The sequence below is a fragment of the Kribbella sp. VKM Ac-2566 genome (genome assembly GCF_004366005.1).
Classification (GTDB): Bacteria; Actinomycetota; Actinomycetes; order Propionibacteriales; family Kribbellaceae; genus Kribbella; species Kribbella pratensis.
In genome coordinates, this window is sequence record NZ_SODT01000009.1 from 464,706 (window position 1) to 481,447 (window position 16,742).

Consider the following 16,742-nt stretch of genomic DNA (forward strand, 5'->3'; position numbering starts at 1 on the left):
CCTTTCACGAAAGGCGTACGTCGACCAGGGCCTCGGCCAGCTGCCCCAGGTACATCCCGTCCCGCGTGACCGCAGCCGCGATCCGCTCCCGCCGTACCGCTTCGGCCACCCGCGGGATCACCACGAACTCATCCGTGCCGACCCGTCCGCACTCCCATCCGGCAGGCACGACCAGGTCCGCAGGCACGCTGACTCGCACCGTGAACGGCTGCCCGTTGACCGCGTCCACCCGGTACGGCGTGATGCGCACAGCACGCGTGAACACCGGGTCGTCCGCCGGCAGCAGCGCCCGGTGAACCCGCGCAACCTCGTCACCGAGCCGCGCCAGCTCAACCAGGTACGCCGGAGTGACCGGGCGCGGGTCCCAGTGACCAGAGATCATCAACTCCGGCTGCAGCCGCCGGTAGAGGGCGGCCGACGCCACGTAGTCCTCGGCCGCGAACGCATTTGCGTACTGGAAGTTCGGTATCTCGGGGGCCCCGTCCGATGACCAACTGCCAGTTTGCTGGTCACCTGTCGCCAGCACTCGCCGTCCGTCGACCTCGAACCCGATGGCCGACGCGTAGAGCGTGTGGCCAGGCAGCGCGTACATCGACAGCTCATACTCGCGCCACCGGATCCCGGCGCCGTTGTCGATGTGCTGGACGCACGGAATCGGCTCGTACCAGAGGCACGGCAGGTCGTAGTGCGTCGGGTTCTCCAGGACGTGCGCTACCGGGCTGGACGCCCACACCTCGGTCCCGTGCACCTCTCGCATCAGGTTGAAGGCGGCAACGTGGTCGTCGTGGTAGTGCGTCGGGATCGCGACTTCGACACGTTCGATGCCGTAGTCCCGCCGCAGTGCTCGCAGACTCGGCAGCCATGGCCGGACCACGTGCCGAGGCCCGCCCGTCGGGATGCTGGTGGTCAAGTCGTACCCGTAGTCGATCAACAGCGCCGTACCGGAGTCGCTCAGCAGCACGTAGCTGCGGGACTCACTGGTCCGGTTCATCAACAGGTGGGGGCTGAGCTCGACGTACGGATTCTCGAGCTTGTCGAGCAGACCGCTTGGTGTGCCGAGCCGCACGGTGATGAGGTCCTGTAGCGCGGCGCAGGTCTCCCGCACAGCGTCAGCCGGGTTGTCCATCCGCGACCCATGGCTGGGCAGCAGTGCTCGGGGTGAGTGATCCAGGAGTTGCGTCAGCGAGGCCATGGTCATCGCGGCGCCCTCCATGCCGACGTACGACCACTGCAGCGCGGCAGCCGACCACACCTTGCCGGGACTGTGGATGAGGTCACCGGTGAACGCGTAGCCGTCGATCAGGTAGCTCACGCTGCCCGGCGTATGGCCAGGCGTCGGCAACGTCAGCACCGACACATGGCCGATCTGTGCCGTGCTGTAGTCCTTCATCACGCCTGTCACCGGCACTGACGACAGCAACGAGAACCGGTCCGTATGCAGGTCGTAGTTGTTCACCAAGTTGCGTCGCTGCCAGTGGTGATCGGCGTCCGTGATCAGCTCGGCCTCGTTCTCCGGCGCCCAGATCCGCGTCCCGGCGGCCGCCAGCTGCGGCAGGCCCTCGACCTGGTCACGGTGGTGATGCGTGACCAGTACGTCGGTCACAGTGTCCGCGCCGTACGACGGGAGCCGTTCGAGCCAGCGCCCGCTGCCGGCGTCGACCGCAACAGCTGTCCGCGACGACGGGTCGACGAGCAGGTACACCACGCAGGTGTCCTCGATGGCGTGCACGATCACACCAGCACCCTAAGCGCAGACCTGGAATCGATTCCACCCCGGCCGGGCCGGTCAGCTGTCGGCGAGCGCCTCGGCGGCCGTGCTGTAGATGCGGAACTGACCGCCAAGACCCGTGACGCTCAGCGGGCGGTCGACCGGCCGGCCGACGCCGACCAGCGCCAGGGTGATGTTGTGCTCACCGGCCAGGTTGCGTGCCTCGACCAGGTTGCCGAGGCCGGCCGAGCTGCAGAACGTGACGGCGGACACGTCGATCAGCACCAGCCGGGCCGGTGGTGCGACCGCGGCGCGGATCGCCTCGGCGGCGAAATCGGTACTGGCGATGTCGATCTCGCCGGACAGCCGGACCAGGAGTACGCCGGGCTCGAGCTCCTCGGTGACCGCATCGAAGGTGGTCCTGATCATCTCGCCGTCCCGCGGCTCTGGATGCCTGGTCACGCGGGTATCTCCCCCGGATAGCGCCACGAACGCGGGTCCTGGCGGATATGGAACTGCCCTGCCCTCACACCGTATGCCCCAAGGCGCGAGCCGTACAACGGGTGCGCCGACGATCGACCCCGGAGCGTGACCTCGCGGCTGTAAGCGCTGTCGGAGTAAAACAAACGACGGACCTAATGGGGTGATAGACAAGGCAGTATGGGCGTTCTGGACGGTAAGACGGCGCTGGTCACCGGAGGCTCACGTGGGATCGGTGCCGCGATCGTACGGCGGTTGGCCGCGGACGGCGCCGTGGTGACCTTCACGTATGCGAGCAGCGAAGCGGCCGCGGCCGAGGTGGTCGCGGAGGTGAAGGCAGTCGGCGGCGCGGCGATCGCCGTACAGGCGGACCAGGCGGACCTGTCCGCGATCGACGGACTGTTCGATCGTGCGGCCGAGCCGACCGGGACGCTGGACATCTTCGTCTGCAACGCGGCACAGGCGATGGTGAAGCCGATCGCCGATGTCACTGTCGAGGACTACGACCAACTGTTCGCGACCAACGTGAAGGGTCCGTACTTCGCGATCCAGCGCGCCGGCCGCGTCCTCCCCGACGGCGGCCGGATCATCGCGCTGTCCACTCTGAACACCGTGATGCCCGGACCCGGGATCTCGCTGTACGCCGCGAGCAAGGCAGCGCTCGAGCAGTTCGTGAAGATCGCTGCCCGCGAGTACGGTCCGCGCGCGATCACCGTCAACACGGTGTCCCCGGGAGCGACCGACACCGACATGTTCCACGACCACAATCCGCCGACGGTGCAGGACGCACTCGTCGGCATCACCGCGCTCGGCCGGATGGGCGAACCCGCCGAGGTCGCCGACGTGGTCGCGTTCCTGGCCGGTCCGGACGCCCGGTGGATGACCGGGCAGAACCTCCGCGCGACCGGAGGGATGCTGGTCTGAGTACCAAGGACCTGATCGCCGACGTCGACGCGGCCGCGGATCCCGCGGTGGCGGAGGTACTCGCGCGCTACTTCCAGCTTCAGCCCGGCGGCTACGGCCACGGCGACCAGATGATCGGCGTGAAGCTCTCGACGATCCGCGGCATCCTCAAGCCGTACCTGCGCGCCGACCTCCCGCTGCCCGAACTCGAGCAGGCCCTGACCAGCCCGGTGCACGAGCACCGGCTCGCAATCCTTTGTCTGCTGGCCGATCGCGCGTCCCGCAGTCTCAAGCCGCGTACGGCGAACCCGCACGAGCTCGCCGCGATCTACGAGCTGTACACGCGCAGTACGGTGTACATCAACAACTGGGATCTGGTCGACTGCAGTGCTCCCCAGGTTGCCGGCGGGTACCTGCTCGACAAGCCGCGCGATCCTCTCTATACGCTGATCCGCTCCGACCAGCTCTGGGAACGCCGGATCGCGCTGATCGCCACGCAGTACCTGATCGGCCAGGGGCAGACCGCAGACACCTACAAGCTGGCCGCCGAGGTCCTCGACGATCCGGAAGACCTTGTCCACAAGGCCTCCGGCTGGATGTTGCGGGAGGCAGGCAAGCGGGTCTCCGAGGACGAACTGCGCGCCTTCCTGGATCAGTACGCGACCCGGATGCCCCGCACCATGCTCCGCTACGCCATCGAACGTCTGGACCCCATCAGCCGCAAGCAGTACCTCGCGCGATAAGTCGACAAATCAGCTTGGCGTGCGGCTGTCGGCGTACGGCGGGGCCTCGAGCGCACAGTGCGTGTGGTGGTGCACGAGGTGGTGCCTGTGCGGTACGCCGCGATCGCCGAGGGTCACCCACGCGATCACGCCGCCGACTGCCGCGAGGACGGCGGAGATCCACAACGCGTGGCCGAATCCGTTGTGGAAGGCAACGGGATCGCGGTACGCGTCGCCGGTGATGCCGGCCGCCATCGGGATCGCCGCGACCGCCATCAGCTGCGCCGACCGGGCGACCGCGTTGTTCACCCCGGACGCGATCCCCGCGTGGTGGTCCTCGACCGACGAGAGCACGGTCGCGGTCAGCGGCGCCACGGTCGCGACGAGACCGAGCCCGAGCAGAACGACGGCGGGCAGCACGGCGGTGTAGTAGCTGGTGCCGGTGTCGATCCGCAGCATCAACAGGAATCCGCCGGCCATCAGCGCCGGCCCGACGGTCATCGGGATGCGCGGGCCGATCCGGTCCGCGAGACCACCGGCGTACCCGGACAGGCCGAGCATGAGTAAGGTCATCGGGAGCAAGGACGCGCCGGCCCAGAGGGCGGAGTAGTGCAGGGCGGTCTGCAGGTAGACGACGACGAGGAAGGTCGCCGTACCGAGGGCGCCGTACACCGCGACGGTGACCAGGTTCGCGCCGGTGAAGCGGCGGTTGGCGAAGATGTTCAACGGCAGCATCGGGTACGAGCCGCGCCGTTCCACCTCGATGAACGCCACGAAGGCGACGACCCCGATCGCCAGGCTGGTCAGGACCGTCGCGTCGCCGAAACCGTGGTCGCCGGCGCTGATCAGGCCGTACGTGATGCCGGCGAGCCCGACGGTCGCGAGGACCGCGCCGTTGATGTCGAGCTTGCCGGCGGCTTCCTCGTCGCGGGTCTCCGGAACGTGCCGGAGCGTGACCAGAACGGTCGCCAGCGCGAGCGGTACGTTGAGCAGGAAGATCAGCTGCCACGATCCGCTGTCGACCAGGCTGCCGCCGACGAACGGGCCGACGGCCGCGGCGACCGAGGTGAGACCGGACCACATACCGACCGCCTTACCGCGATCGGAGTGCTGGAACGTCGTCTGCAGGATGGCCAGGCTGCCCGGGGTCAGCAGCGCGCCGCCGATGCCTTGCAGGACGCGGCCCGCGATCATCACCTCGAGGTTCGGCGCGATCGCGCACACGACGGAGGCCGCGGCGAACCAGATCACCCCGGCGACGAACGTCCGCCGCCGTCCGAGCCGGTCGCCGAGCGAACCGCTGAGCAGCACCAGCGACGCCAGCATCAGCATGTAGCCGTTCACGATCCACTGCAGGCCGGCCATGTCGGCGTTCAGGTCCTCGCCCATCGCCGGCAGCGCGACGTTGACCACGGTCCCGTCCAGGAATGCCATGCCCGACCCCAGCGCGGTGGCGGCCAGCACCCACCGGCCGCGCGCCGTGCCCAGCGCGATCCGCTCATCACTCATGGGGTCAGCGTGGCAGATTCAGCTGCAGTACGACGAGGGCCTTGCCGGCCGGGATGCCGGGCCGGACCGTGAGGTGGGGCGGATCGCCGACAGCGCACCGGGGCTCGTCCAGCAACGGGCAGACCACGTTCAGCAGCCCGCTGGTGATGGTGATGTCGGTCGGCAGGGCGCTCGCGGCGCTCGCGGTGAGAGGGCGAATGGCCGCGCCGGCCCGGGACGTCTGCGACGGGGTGGCGCGCACCGTCGAGCCCGACAGCCGATAGGTCAGCAGGAGCTTGGTGGCGCGGACGGACAGCGGCACGTTGTCCGCGCGGGTGATCGTGGTCTTCTCGAGCGGCACGGGCTTGTCGTCGGCGACCAGCTTCAGGCCCGTCACCAGCGGTGTCGTCGGGGTCATCATTCCGGGAAGGTTCGCACCGGAGCCCGGCAACTGCAGCGGCACCCTGTCCGTGGCCGCGGGCAATCTCACGTTCTCGGTGACATCGAACGAACCGTCCGCCCGTGGTACGGCGGTCAGCTTGATCCCCGGCTTGGGCTGCTCGGCGCTCGGTGCGACCGTCGTCCGGAAGGTCGGGGTGACCGGCGCGGGCGGACGCGAACCGCCGATTCCCGGGCTCGGGGCGGCCGGAGCAGCGGACCCGTCCGAGCAGGCGACGGTCGCGCCGTACCCCAGCACCAGCGCGACCGCCGCCAGGCACCCGGTACGCCCGCGTCCTGACACGAAGCCACCGCCCCCAAAAAAGGACCTGGCCGCAAAGCCGGAAACGTTGCCCCTGGCGATCAGGTCGGACCTGCGCATACGATACGCCCCAATTGGAGGGGACGGGCGTTTGTTTCACAATTTCCGGTGAACTCCGAGGGGGAGAAGAAATGCGCAGACGGAGCGTGTCCGGGCAATCCCGGACAGTGCGCGAGAATGTTACGAGAATTCACGGTCCGGTAATTCGAAGGGTGGTTCCGCTGCTGCTCGCGGTGTTGATCGCGGCCGCACCGGCACTACTCAGCGCACCCGCCGACGCGGCCGCGGGCGCCAACCTGTACTTCGTCCAGGGCCTGCCCGGCCGCGTCCTGGACATCAGCGTCGACGGGCGTCAGGTTGCCAAGGGGGTGGCCGGCGGGAAGCTCGTCGGACCGTTCGGGGTCGCATCCGGCAAGCGCATGATCACCGCCAGGCAGGACGGGAAAGTGGTGATCCAGCGGGCGATTTCGGCGGGTTCCGGCGCGAGCCTGGACGTCGTTGTTCATCAGCCGGTGTCGCCGACCGGGGCGCCGCTGATCACGACATACGCGAACAAGTTGACCGCGGTGCCGAAGGACAAAGCCGGATTGCGGGTCGCGCACGATGCGGCGGTCGGTCCGGCTGACATCCGGGTGAACGGAAAGGTGCTTTTCGAGAACGTCGCGAACGGTGAATCCCTGGACGTCGTCGTTCCGGCGGGCACGTACAAGGTCGACATCGTGCCGACCGGTGCGACGTCGCCGGTCGTGCTCGGACCGCTGGATCTGCCGGTGCAGGCGGGGTACCTGACCCGGGTGTTCGCGATCGGGGCTCCGAGTCAGAAGACCATGACCGTCGCGCTCGGCACGATCAAGGTTCCGGCCACCGGGTCGGCCAAGCCGGCCGAGGTGAACACCGGAACCGGCGGACAGGCCGCGGGGCTCGACCAGGCGCAGAGCCCCGCCGGCCAGTCCGGCCTCTGGATCGTGGTGTTCCTCGCCGCGCTCGGGGTGGCGGTCGTCACGGGCCGGAAGGTGGTCCGTCGCTGAACCGGCGACTCGCAGGTACGGCGCTGTGCTGTCTCGCCTTGGCCGGCTGCTCGGCCGAGGCGGACGGCGCGGCGCCTACACCCACGACCACAGTCAGTTTCAAGCACGGCGGTACGCCGTCGGCAGTTGAGCCGGCTGCTCCGACATCCGCACCACCGGGACGGGTCGGTACGCCGGCGCCGAGCCAGCGCATCCGTTTCGTCCCGGAACAGGTCGTGCTGCCCGGAGGAGCCAGCGCATCGGTGCTTTCGGCAACTACCGTCTCCGGTCAGCTTCAGGTGCCCTCCAAGGCGCAGCGCGTCGGCTGGTGGGACGGCGGCGCCCAGGCGGGTGATCCGTTCGGCTCGGTGGTGCTCGCCGGACACGTCGACACCAAGACCGAGGGACTCGGGTTCTTCGCCCGGTTGCTCGACGTACGGCGCGGTGAGGTCGTCGTACTGAACGGGGCCGGGCACACGGCGTCGTACCGGGTCGTCTCGGTCGTGTCGGTGCGGAAGGACGCGCTCGCGACGAAGAGCGGCGCGTTCGACCAGACCACCGACCAGCGTCTCGTGCTGATCACCTGCACGGGTGCGTACGACGCGTCGCGCGGTGGCTACGAGGACAACTTGGTGGTGACCGCACTGCCCATCGGGCTCGCGCAGTAGGCTCGGCGGTCATGGCCAGGTATTTCGACATCCATCCCGAGAACCCTCAGCGGCGGTCGATCGGACAGGTCGTGGACCTGCTGCGCGAGGACGGGCTGATCGCGTACCCGACCGACTCCTGCTACGCGCTCGGCTGCCAGTTGGGCAACCGGGACGGAATCGACCGGATCCGCACGATCCGGAACCTTGACGACCGGCACCACTTCACGCTGGTGTGCGAGAACTTCGCGCAGCTCGGCCAGTTCGTGCACATCAGCAACGCGGTCTTCCGCTCGATCAAGGCGGCCACGCCGGGCAGCTACACGTTCATCCTGCCGGCCACCAAAGAGGTGCCGCGGCGGCTGCTGCACCCGAAGAAGAAGACCGTCGGCGTACGCATCCCGGACCATGTCGTCACCCAGGCGCTGGTCGCCGAGCTGGGTGAGCCGCTGGTCTCCAGCACGCTGCTGCTCCCCGGCCAGGAGGAGCCGATGACGCAGGGCTGGGAGATCAAGGAAGAGCTCGACAACCAGATCGACGCAGTCATCGAGGGCGAAGCCGGCACCGACCCGACCACCGTCATCGACTTCTCCGACGACGTCCCCGAGGTCGTCCGCGTCGGCTCCGGCGACCCGACCCCCTTCGAGTGAGGTCTTGCAGACCGGAAGATCATGACGGATCGTGGCGGATGAGCGTTAGTTAGTTTCCTCGTCCGCCCCGGAGGGACTCATGCGTCGTGTTCTGCTTGTTGTGGCCCTTGTGCTTGTCACGGCTCTGATGCCTGCGTCGGCGCAGGCCTACGCCAACGCCTTCTTCCCGACCCAGAGCAGCGGTAACCGTGGTGCCGACGTACAGGCGATCCAGTTCCTGCTGCAGCACGCTGGGCAGTCCGTCGACGCGGACGGGGTGTTCGGCGCAACCACCGTCACCGCGGTGAAGGCGTTTCAGGCCGCCAAGGGGCTGGGGGTCGACGGGATCGTCGGGCCGCAGACCTGGGGCGCGTTGGCGCCGACTATTCGTTCTGGCGACAGCAACGCCGCCGTGAAGGCGTTGCAGGTCGAGTTGAACGCCAAGCGCCGCCTCAGTCTCCCGATTGACGGTGTGTTCAGTACGGCGGTCCGCGACGCGGTCGTGTCCTTCCAGTCGCACGCGGGGATCGGCGCGGACGGCATCGCCGGCCCGATCACCTGGCGCAACCTGGCCTGGCACTACGACTACCCGGACTTCACTGCGAACCTGTGCGACCAGGACCCGGACGGCAACGGTACGGCGGCCAACTGGGCAGCTGCTGCACCTGTGGCGCAGATGGAGGCCGCAGCCCGCTCCTTCGCGTCCACGGGTCAGGGCAAGGTCCCGTACGGCGATGCGGGGTTCGAGCACGGTGGCGACATCCCGGGTCACGCCAGCCACGACAACGGTATGGACATCGACATCTGGCCGATCCGTACCGACAACGCCCAATGCACCGCGGGCCGGATCACCTGGGAGTCCTCGACGTACGACCGGGCGGCTACTCGTCAGCTCATCCAGGCCGTTCGCGCCGCGGCGCCGGGGCACGTGAAGTACATCTGGTTCAACGACCCGACCCTGATCAGTGAGGGTTTGACCCAGAACTGGCCGGCCCACGACAACCACCTGCACGTCCGGTACTGCGAGAAGGTCCACCCGAACAGCACCTACGTCTGCTGACAAACTGGTCCACGTGACCTACACACTCGACCTGAACCCCGACGAGCTGCTGACAACGACCCGTACCGTCCGCAAGCGGCTCGACCTCGAGCGGCCGGTGCCGATGGAGCTGATCCGGGAGTGCATCGAGATCGCGTTGCAGGGCCCGTCGGGGAGCAACCGGCAGACGTGGCACTGGCTGGTGATCACGGACGTCGAGAAGCGCGCCGCGGTCGGTGAGTACTACCGCCGGGCGGTGGAGAAGTACCTGGAGGGTCCGGGTGCGGCCGGGAAGCTGTACGCCGACGATCCGGTCCGTGGGCCGATCCAGCGCCGGATCGGCGACGGCGTCGCGTACCTGGGCGAGCGGATGGGGCAGGTCCCGGTGCTGGTGATCCCGTGTCTCCAGGCGAAGAACCTGCCCGCGGGGAACCAGGCCGGCCTGTGGGGTTCGATCCTCCCGTCGGCGTGGAACTACATGCTCGCCGCCCGGGCTCGCGGGCTCGGTACGGCGTGGACCACGCTGCACCTCAACTACGAGCAGGAGGTCGGGGAGCTGCTCGGCCTGCCCGAGGACATCCGCCAGACGGTGCTGATCCCGACGGCGTACTCGATCGGCACCAACTTCAAGCCGGCGCCCCGGCAGCCGCTCGACGACGTACTGCACATCGACGGCTGGTGATCAGGAGGCGGCCATCTCCTCGATGGTGAGGCCGCTGAGAACCGATCGGGGCTCGGTGACGGTCAGGTCCAGCGACGGATCGGCGTCGGCGTCCTTCACCTTGACCAGCAGCCAGTCGCCTCCGGTACGGGTGAAAGCCCAGGCCCCGTTCAGCTTGACGCCGTGCAGTTGCACCTTCAAGTGTCCGCGTTCGATCGCCTCGGCCGGGTCGACCAGCTGCCGCCGGTCGTCGCGGGTGAGGTTCGTGTAGACGCCGGCGTCCCAGACGATCACGGCGCCGCTGCCGTACTGCGCGTCGCGGTGCACCCCCTCGTACGACGCGTACTCGAGATCGTGGTCCGTGGTGAACACCGCGAGCCGTTCACGATCGGATCCAGCGACGGCCCGCGCGGCACCGCCCACGACTTCAGCACCCCGTCCACCTCGAGCCGCACGTCGTAGTGCAACCGCCGGGCATCGTGCAGCTGCACGACGAAGATGGGTTTGGACAACGGGGCTCCCGGACGAATTCGAGTTACGGCTAACGGTCTGTCATGTTGCGGTTGTACGCTTGCGACTGGTTGGGAAACCGGCCCCCACAACTTCCTCCATCATCCGCCCCTGTCCCTAAGCAGGTGCCCATGCCCGTAGCCCCCTCACCGGCGCGGCCGCTCGCCGTCCAGATCCGCATCGGCGGACGCTGGATCGCGGGTCAGGAGCTGGGTCGCCGGACCGGGACGGCCGGGACCGACGAGGTTCTCGTCAGTCACCACGGCCATCTCGTCTGGATCGACCAGAGCTCCGTCCGCGCATCCCGAAGCTGAATCCCTTTACAAACAAGAGGTTTCAGCAAAGAGTTTTCGCAACCAGGTTGCCGATCTCGACCGCCGACCCTGACCCCGTCGGATCGAACAGCGTCCTGGTCAGCGCGAACGTGACCCCCGAACGCGTGTCGGCCCACGCGACACTGCCACCCGTGCCCGGCCAGCCGAACGACGCCGGGCTCTCCTCCGCACTCGACCCGAGCCGGCCGATCGCGTAGCCGAGCGCCAACGTCGCCGGGTTGCCGAGCAGTTCGTCCTGCACGACCAGCGCCGGTCCGGTGATCACCGGGACCGCCTCCGGCCGGACCAGCCGAACCCCGTCCACCTCGCCGATCAACCCGGCGTACAGCTTGGCGATCCCACGAGCGTTCAGGATCCCGCTCGACGGGTCCTCGATCGCGAGCTGCTCAGGCCGGTTGAGTACGGCGGCCCGCGGCTGCATCGCCCGCGGCACGACCTGCTCGAACATCCCGGCCAGCATCGCGAACGTCTCCTCGGCGCCGCCAGGCTCCACGAGCTCGGCCAGCCGATGCCGTTGCTCCACCGGCAGCGCGAAGAACACGTTTTCCTGCAGGCCGAGCGGCGTCACGATGTCCCGCAGTACGTCGGACATCGTCCGACCGGTCGCGCGGCGGACGATCTCACCGACCAGCAGGCCGAAGGTCTCCGCGTGGTAGGTCATCTTCGTGCCCGGTTCCCACCACGGCTTCGCGGCGGCCAGGCGCTCTGCCTGCTCGGGTAGCGTTTTCCGTGTCGTGTCGGGCGGTAATGCGGGCAGGCCGACGGAATGCGTCAGCACGTGCCGCAACGTCGCCTTGTCTTTCCGGTGCGCGCCGAATTCCGGCCAGATCTCGACGAGCGGCTGGTCGTAGTCGAGTACGCCGCGATCCACCAGCACATTGGCGACCGTCGCGGACGCGCCCTTTCCGGTGGAGGCGGCGAAGTACAGCGTGTCCGACGTCACGCCGTCGCCGGCCACCGCGTCGACGACGAGCTCGCCGTGTCGATACACCGCGACCTGCAGGCCGAGCTCGGTCTCCACCAGTTCGTCGATCCGCCGCTGCACCACGTCCTGAAGCTCCATGCGGGTACGTCGGAGTGGCGGCGGATCGTTCGACACGTCTCAAACGTAGTCGTGCGCGAACTGGATCGTGCGTGCCCGCTCCGCGTCGGTCCCGACCGGGCAGACCAGGAATTCCGTCGTACCGGCGTCCGCGAACCGCTGCAGTTCCTTGGCCACCGTCTCCTCGTCACCGAGGACCGCAGTGTCCGCCGGGCCCGCCTTACCGCCGCGGTCCAGCACGGCCCGGTACGCCGGCATGTCGCCGGCTGCCCCGAACTGGTCGTGGATCCACTGCCGGGTCGCGTCCGGGTCGTCCGTGACCGCGGTGCAGACACCCGCGATCACCTGCGGCTCGGGCCGTCCCGCCGCGGTCGCGGCCCGGTCGATCGTGGGGCGGATGAAGTTCTCGATCACCTCAGGACCCGCCCAGCTGGTCGTCGTACCGGCGGTCAGTTCACCGGCCGTCTTCAGCATCCGCGGACCGAGCGCGGCCAGGATGAGCTCGGGCGTCTCCGCGCCGGTGATGTCGATGTGTCCGCGGGCAGTCAGCCGCTCGCCCACGTAGTCGGTGGCCTCACCGGCCAGCAGTGGGCCGAGCGCCTCGACGTACTCACGGACGTACGCCGCGGGGCGGTCCATCGACAGGCCGAGCATGCCTTCGACCACGTGCGGATGGCTCGAGCCGACGCCGAGCGTCAAGCGGTTGCCGGTCAGTACCTGGACGCTGAGCGCCTGCGCCGCAAGCGCCAGCGGATGCCGCGGGTACACCGGCACGACGCCGACGGCGTACCCGATGGTCGAGGTGTACGGCGCGACACCCGCGATCAGCGTCAGCGCGTCCCACCCGAGCCGCTGGCTGAACCAGATCCGGTCGATGCCCGCGTCCTCGGCGGCCTTCGCGGCGGCCCCGATCTCGTCAACAGTCTGGCCCTCTTCGTCGATCCACAGTCCGATCCTCATGTCCACCAGTCAACGGGTCCGGAGGCTGCCGACCCAGACGCAGTTACGCTGTGCAGCGATAAGGAATCGTGATCGCCGGGGGTGTCCGATGGAGCTGCGGCAACTGCGGTACTTCGTGACCGTCGCCGAAGAACTGCACTTCGGCCGGGCCGCCGAGCGGCTCAACATCGTGCAGCCGGCCGTCAGCCAGCAGGTCGCCCGGCTCGAACGCGAGCTCGGTCTGCAGCTCCTCGACCGTTCCTCGCGGCATGTCCGGCTGACCGGCGACGGGGAGCGGATGCTGCGCGAGGCACGGGCGGTCCTGTCCGCCGCGGATCGGGCCGGCGAGGTGGCTGCGGAGCTTGCCTCCGGGCATTCCGGCGTACTGCGGATCGGTACAGCGCCTGGGCTCCGGGACCGGCTGGAGCGTGGGCTCGCGGCCCTTCGAGCCCAGACGCCGGATCTCGACCTCCGACTCACCTCGGGGTCCACGGCCGAGTACCTCACGGCGTTGCGGGCCGGCGAGTTGGACTTCGCGTTCGTCCGCGGTGACGTGGCCGCCGCCGATCTGCGGGTGATCGAGCTCTGGCGCGATCCGCTGTCCGTCCTGCTCCCGTCGTCCTACCGGACCGACGACGGCGTCAAGCTGATCGACCTGGCTGATCTGCCGCTCCGGCTGCCGTCCGACCAGTGGTTGCGGGACGAGTTGACTGCCGCCTGCCGGGCGGCCGGTTTCGAGCCGAGGATGGGCCGGCCCGCAGACGATTTCGAGGCCGCGATCGTCGAGATGTCGACCGGATCGCCGGCGTGGACCGTCGTCTACGGCACGGCCTGTGAGGCCGCCGAGGGCGCGCTCTGGATGGGACCGCTCGCGCCGCCGCTGAGTGCGCCGGGGCAGTTGGTCGTCGGGCCGGGACCGACCGCCGAGTGTGTCGACGGACTGGTGGCCGCCTTCGGCTGAAGACCTCCGGCGGGCCCTGACAGCTCCGCCGGAGGCCGGGTGTTGATCACTCAACAAGCACCGGATCGTACGTTGGAAATCGCGTTCCGAGGAGGTCCCGTCTCATAATGCGCCGAACCGGCGTTTCGTGGCTCCCGGTGAACGGTTGCTGACGGTGCGGGATTAAAGTTGGTAGTCGCAACCAAATAGTCAGGTCGGGTGAGGGCATCGCCGGCCGTTTCCGCCTCGGAGCAGCACACCCGCTGCTCCGGTCGTTCGCGTTCCCGCCGTACGAAACGGAATCTGATGTCTGCCACCCAGGCCTCCCCGGCCACACCCGCCGCCGACTCCACACCTGCCGGCTCCACACCTGGCGACCCGACGCCGCCCCGGTACCGCTCGCGGTACGCCGCCGGCGACCCCGACCCCGCGCCGTCCGCACCGCCGCCTGCCACCCCATCCGCCGACGACCCCGAGCTCTCGCACCGCGAGATCCTGGAGATCCTCGCCGGGCTGCTCGCCGCGCTGTTCACCGCGGTCCTCAGTTCGACGATCGTCAGTAACGCGCTGCCGACGATCATCGCGGACCTCGAAGGCACCCAGACGCAGTACACGTGGGTGGTCACGGCCAGCCTGCTCGCGATGACCGTGTCCACGCCGGTCTGGGGCAAGCTGTCCGACCTGATGAGCAAGAAGCTGCTCGTGCAGCTCGCGATCATCATGTTCGTCACCGGCTCGGTGTTGGCCGGCGCCTCGCACAACGTGCCGTTCCTGATCGGATCGCGGGTTCTGCAGGGGATCGCGATGGGCGGGCTGATGGCGCTCGCGCAGGCGATCATCGGCGCCGCGATCCCACCGCGGTCGCGGGGTCGGTACTCCGGGTACATGGGCGCCGTGATGGCGCTCGCGACCGTCAGCGGACCGCTCGTCGGCGGGGTCATCGTCGACACCTCATGGCTCGGATGGCGGTGGTGCTTCTACGTGTGCGTGCCGCTCGCCGTACTGTCGCTGATCGTCCTGCAGCGGTTCCTGCACCTGCCGGTGATGAAGCGCAAGGTCAAGATGGACTACCTCGGCGCCGTGCTGATCGCGGGCGCGGCCAGCCTGCCGCTGATCTGGGTCTCGTTCGCGGGCGAACACTTCCCGTGGTGGTCGTGGCAGACGGGCGCCTATCTGGGCGGTACGGCGGTGCTCGCGATCCTGGCCGTGGTCGTCGAGGTGCACGCGGCCGAGCCGCTCGTGCCGATGCGCGTCGTCCGGGAACGGACGACGGCGCTGGCGATCCTCGCGAGCGTGGCGGTCGGGATGGGGATGTTCGGGAGCGCGGTGTTCCTGGGTCAGTACTTCCAGGTGGCCCGCGGGTACAGCGCGACCGAGGCCGGGTTGCTGACCATCCCGATGATGTTCGGGTCGTTCCTCGGATCGGTCGGGTCGGGTCAGTTGATCACCCGGTTCGGGAAGTGGAAGCGGTACCTGGTGATCGGCGCGTTGTTCCTGACCGCAGGGCTCGGGTTGCTCGGGACGATCGACCACACGTCGCCGTACTGGTATGTCGGGCTCGGGATGCTTGCCATGGGCATCGGGATGGGCATGTCGATGCAGAACCTGGTGCTCGCGGTGCAGAACACCGTCGACGTCAGCGAGGTCGGGGCCGCTGGTGCGTCGGTCACGTTCTTCCGGAGTCTTGGCGGTGCGGTTGGGGTGTCGGTGCTGGGGGCGATCCTGGCTACGCGGGTTACCGACTTGATCACGGAGCATCTGCGCGAACTCGGGCCTGGGGCGGCAGCCGCGGCGCAGGGCGGTTCGGGGAGTTTGCTGGACGTGAACGCGCTGCCGGGGCCGGTCCAGGAGATCGTGCGGCACGCGTACGGCGACGCCACCGGGCGGATCTTCGTGATCGCCGCCGGGGCTGCCGTGGTGAGCCTCCTGGCGGTCCTGTTCATCCGCGAAGTCCCCCTCCGCCGAACCGTCGCGATACGCCCGTCGGCCGATGACACGGCCGCTGACACGGCCGACGAGACGGCCGGTTCGGGCGTGGCGTCGTACCGGGAGACGAATGACGATCCGGCTGAGCGGGCTGCGGTGGTTGCGCTCGACGTGATCACGTCGGCGGAGCGTACGGCGCGTGAACGCGAGCGCGAGGCCAGCGAACGAGTGCAGGCCGCCGCGAACACGATCCGCCAGATGCGGACCGACGTCGCGGACCTGTTCACCCGGGTGGACCAGCAGATCGCCGAGTTGGAGAGCACTCTCCCGGACGCCGGGATCCCGCAGCCGGCCGCGGCGATCCTCGACGCCCAGCGCCCCGCGGGTGAACTGGTCGACGAACTCCGCCGGTACGAGCTCAGCGTCCTCAGCGCCAGCCAACGCACCGCCGACCACCTCCGCGAAACCGCCCGCGCCGAATCCGACCACCTCCGCGCAACGGCCCAGGCCGAGGCGGACCACCTCCTGGCGGAGGCTCGAGCCGCAGAACAGGAAATCCGCACCCGAATCACCGAACTGCAAGCCGTAGAACACCGCCTCCTGACCACAGTCCGCAACAACCTCGCCAACACCCCACCCCACGGTGCACCGGAGCACGGCACCGCCCGGCCCACCCACGAACCGGCACACGACGCGGCCCCATCCACCCACCCACCAACCCACGACACGGCCCGACTCACCCACGAACCTGCACACGACGCGGCCCGACCGGCGCACCCCACCGCCCCGCCCGCCCACACCTCCGGCCACCACACCCACCCACCAACCCACACACCGGCCACCCACGAGGCAACCCCGGCACAGGCCTCCGGCAACGGCTACCCCGAAGACCTCCCCACCCGCCAACCCTTCGGCTGACCCCCATTTCCCTGGCTGCCCCACCCCTTTCCCTGATGACCCACCAACTGCGGGGCTCCCCACCCGCATTAAGAGTCCAGAACCCCAC

General features: G+C 68.8%; 16 protein-coding genes and 1 pseudogene. 10 read left to right on the plus strand and 7 right to left on the minus strand.

Going from position 1 to position 16,742, the window contains the following annotated elements; genetic code table 11:
* Positions 1 to 4: 4 nt before the first annotated feature.
* Both EV647_RS13750 and EV647_RS13755 read right to left on the minus strand, forming a co-directional pair.
* Positions 5 to 1,735, minus strand: a complete 1,731-nt coding sequence (locus tag EV647_RS13750) for an MBL fold metallo-hydrolase (RefSeq protein ID WP_134002728.1) — start codon at positions 1,733 to 1,735, stop codon at positions 5 to 7.
* A gap of 51 nt (positions 1,736 to 1,786) precedes the next feature.
* A complete protein-coding gene (locus EV647_RS13755; protein ID WP_238157164.1) occupies positions 1,787 to 2,170 on the minus strand; it encodes an STAS domain-containing protein in 384 nt (127 codons plus the stop codon).
* 198 nt (positions 2,171 to 2,368) lie between these two features.
* Here EV647_RS13755 and EV647_RS13760 point away from each other — a divergent pair, with 198 nt between their 5' ends.
* Positions 2,369 to 3,112 carry an SDR family oxidoreductase gene (locus EV647_RS13760; protein WP_134002730.1) on the plus strand — a complete coding sequence of 248 codons (744 nt, stop codon included), beginning with the start codon at positions 2,369 to 2,371 and terminating at the stop codon, positions 3,110 to 3,112.
* Positions 3,064 to 3,834: a DNA alkylation repair protein gene (locus EV647_RS13765; protein WP_238177190.1), complete on the plus strand. Its 771-nt coding sequence runs from the start codon at positions 3,064 to 3,066 to the stop codon at positions 3,832 to 3,834. The genes EV647_RS13760 and EV647_RS13765 overlap by 49 nt, the downstream gene beginning before the upstream one ends.
* Before the next feature lie 9 nt (positions 3,835 to 3,843).
* Here EV647_RS13765 and EV647_RS13770 read toward each other — a convergent pair whose 3' ends face one another.
* Together EV647_RS13770 and EV647_RS13775 are read right to left on the minus strand one after the other, a co-directional pair.
* Positions 3,844 to 5,322, minus strand: a complete 1,479-nt coding sequence (locus EV647_RS13770) for an MFS transporter (protein WP_134002732.1) — start codon at positions 5,320 to 5,322, stop codon at positions 3,844 to 3,846.
* Positions 5,323 to 5,326: 4 nt separating this feature from the next.
* Positions 5,327 to 6,043: a hypothetical protein gene (locus tag EV647_RS13775; protein ID WP_134002734.1), complete on the minus strand. Its 717-nt coding sequence runs from the start codon at positions 6,041 to 6,043 to the stop codon at positions 5,327 to 5,329.
* Between the two features lie 230 nt (positions 6,044 to 6,273).
* On the opposite strand from EV647_RS13775, the gene EV647_RS13780 reads away from it, so the two are divergent.
* The 5 genes from EV647_RS13780 to EV647_RS13800 all read left to right on the plus strand — a co-directional run bounded on the left by EV647_RS13780 (position 6,274) and on the right by EV647_RS13800 (position 10,065).
* The gene (locus EV647_RS13780; protein ID WP_238175451.1) at positions 6,274 to 7,089 is read left to right on the plus strand and encodes a DUF4397 domain-containing protein; all 816 of its coding nucleotides are present in this window, start codon (positions 6,274 to 6,276) and stop codon (positions 7,087 to 7,089) included.
* Positions 7,090 to 7,331: 242 nt separating this feature from the next.
* A complete protein-coding gene (locus tag EV647_RS13785; protein WP_238177191.1) occupies positions 7,332 to 7,736 on the plus strand; it encodes a class F sortase in 405 nt (134 codons plus the stop codon).
* A gap of 11 nt (positions 7,737 to 7,747) precedes the next feature.
* Positions 7,748 to 8,365, plus strand: coding sequence for an L-threonylcarbamoyladenylate synthase (locus tag EV647_RS13790; protein WP_134002740.1), 618 nt, complete (start codon positions 7,748 to 7,750; stop codon positions 8,363 to 8,365).
* A 79-nt stretch (positions 8,366 to 8,444) separates the two neighbouring features.
* Positions 8,445 to 9,404: a penicillin-insensitive murein endopeptidase gene (locus EV647_RS13795; protein ID WP_134002742.1), complete on the plus strand. Its 960-nt coding sequence runs from the start codon at positions 8,445 to 8,447 to the stop codon at positions 9,402 to 9,404.
* A 13-nt stretch (positions 9,405 to 9,417) separates the two neighbouring features.
* Positions 9,418 to 10,065 carry a nitroreductase family protein gene (locus tag EV647_RS13800; protein WP_202876161.1) on the plus strand — a complete coding sequence of 216 codons (648 nt, stop codon included), beginning with the start codon at positions 9,418 to 9,420 and terminating at the stop codon, positions 10,063 to 10,065.
* Here EV647_RS13800 and EV647_RS13805 read toward each other — a convergent pair.
* A pseudogene (locus tag EV647_RS13805) lies at positions 10,066 to 10,535 on the minus strand (DNA polymerase ligase N-terminal domain-containing protein). It lies immediately after the preceding gene.
* A 150-nt stretch (positions 10,536 to 10,685) separates the two neighbouring features.
* Between EV647_RS13805 and EV647_RS13810 the strand changes: the two are divergent.
* Entirely contained in the window at positions 10,686 to 10,868 is a 183-nt protein-coding gene (locus EV647_RS13810; RefSeq protein ID WP_134002744.1) for a hypothetical protein, read from the plus strand.
* Positions 10,869 to 10,890: 22 nt separating this feature from the next.
* On the opposite strand, the gene EV647_RS13815 is transcribed toward EV647_RS13810, so the two are convergent.
* Together EV647_RS13815 and EV647_RS13820 are read right to left on the minus strand one after the other, a co-directional pair.
* Complete coding sequence (locus tag EV647_RS13815; protein WP_134002746.1) at positions 10,891 to 11,988, minus strand: serine hydrolase; 1,098 nt, start codon at positions 11,986 to 11,988, stop codon at positions 10,891 to 10,893.
* Positions 11,989 to 11,991: 3 nt separating this feature from the next.
* Positions 11,992 to 12,891, minus strand: a complete 900-nt coding sequence (locus tag EV647_RS13820; RefSeq protein WP_134002748.1) for a TIGR03564 family F420-dependent LLM class oxidoreductase — start codon at positions 12,889 to 12,891, stop codon at positions 11,992 to 11,994.
* Between the two features lie 88 nt (positions 12,892 to 12,979).
* Here EV647_RS13820 and EV647_RS13825 point away from each other — a divergent pair, with 88 nt between their 5' ends.
* Together EV647_RS13825 and EV647_RS13830 are read left to right on the plus strand one after the other, a co-directional pair.
* Complete coding sequence (locus tag EV647_RS13825) at positions 12,980 to 13,831, plus strand: LysR substrate-binding domain-containing protein (RefSeq protein ID WP_166680317.1); 852 nt, start codon at positions 12,980 to 12,982, stop codon at positions 13,829 to 13,831.
* A 285-nt stretch (positions 13,832 to 14,116) separates the two neighbouring features.
* Positions 14,117 to 16,654: an MFS transporter gene (locus tag EV647_RS13830; protein WP_238177193.1), complete on the plus strand. Its 2,538-nt coding sequence runs from the start codon at positions 14,117 to 14,119 to the stop codon at positions 16,652 to 16,654.
* Positions 16,655 to 16,742: the final 88 nt, after the last annotated feature.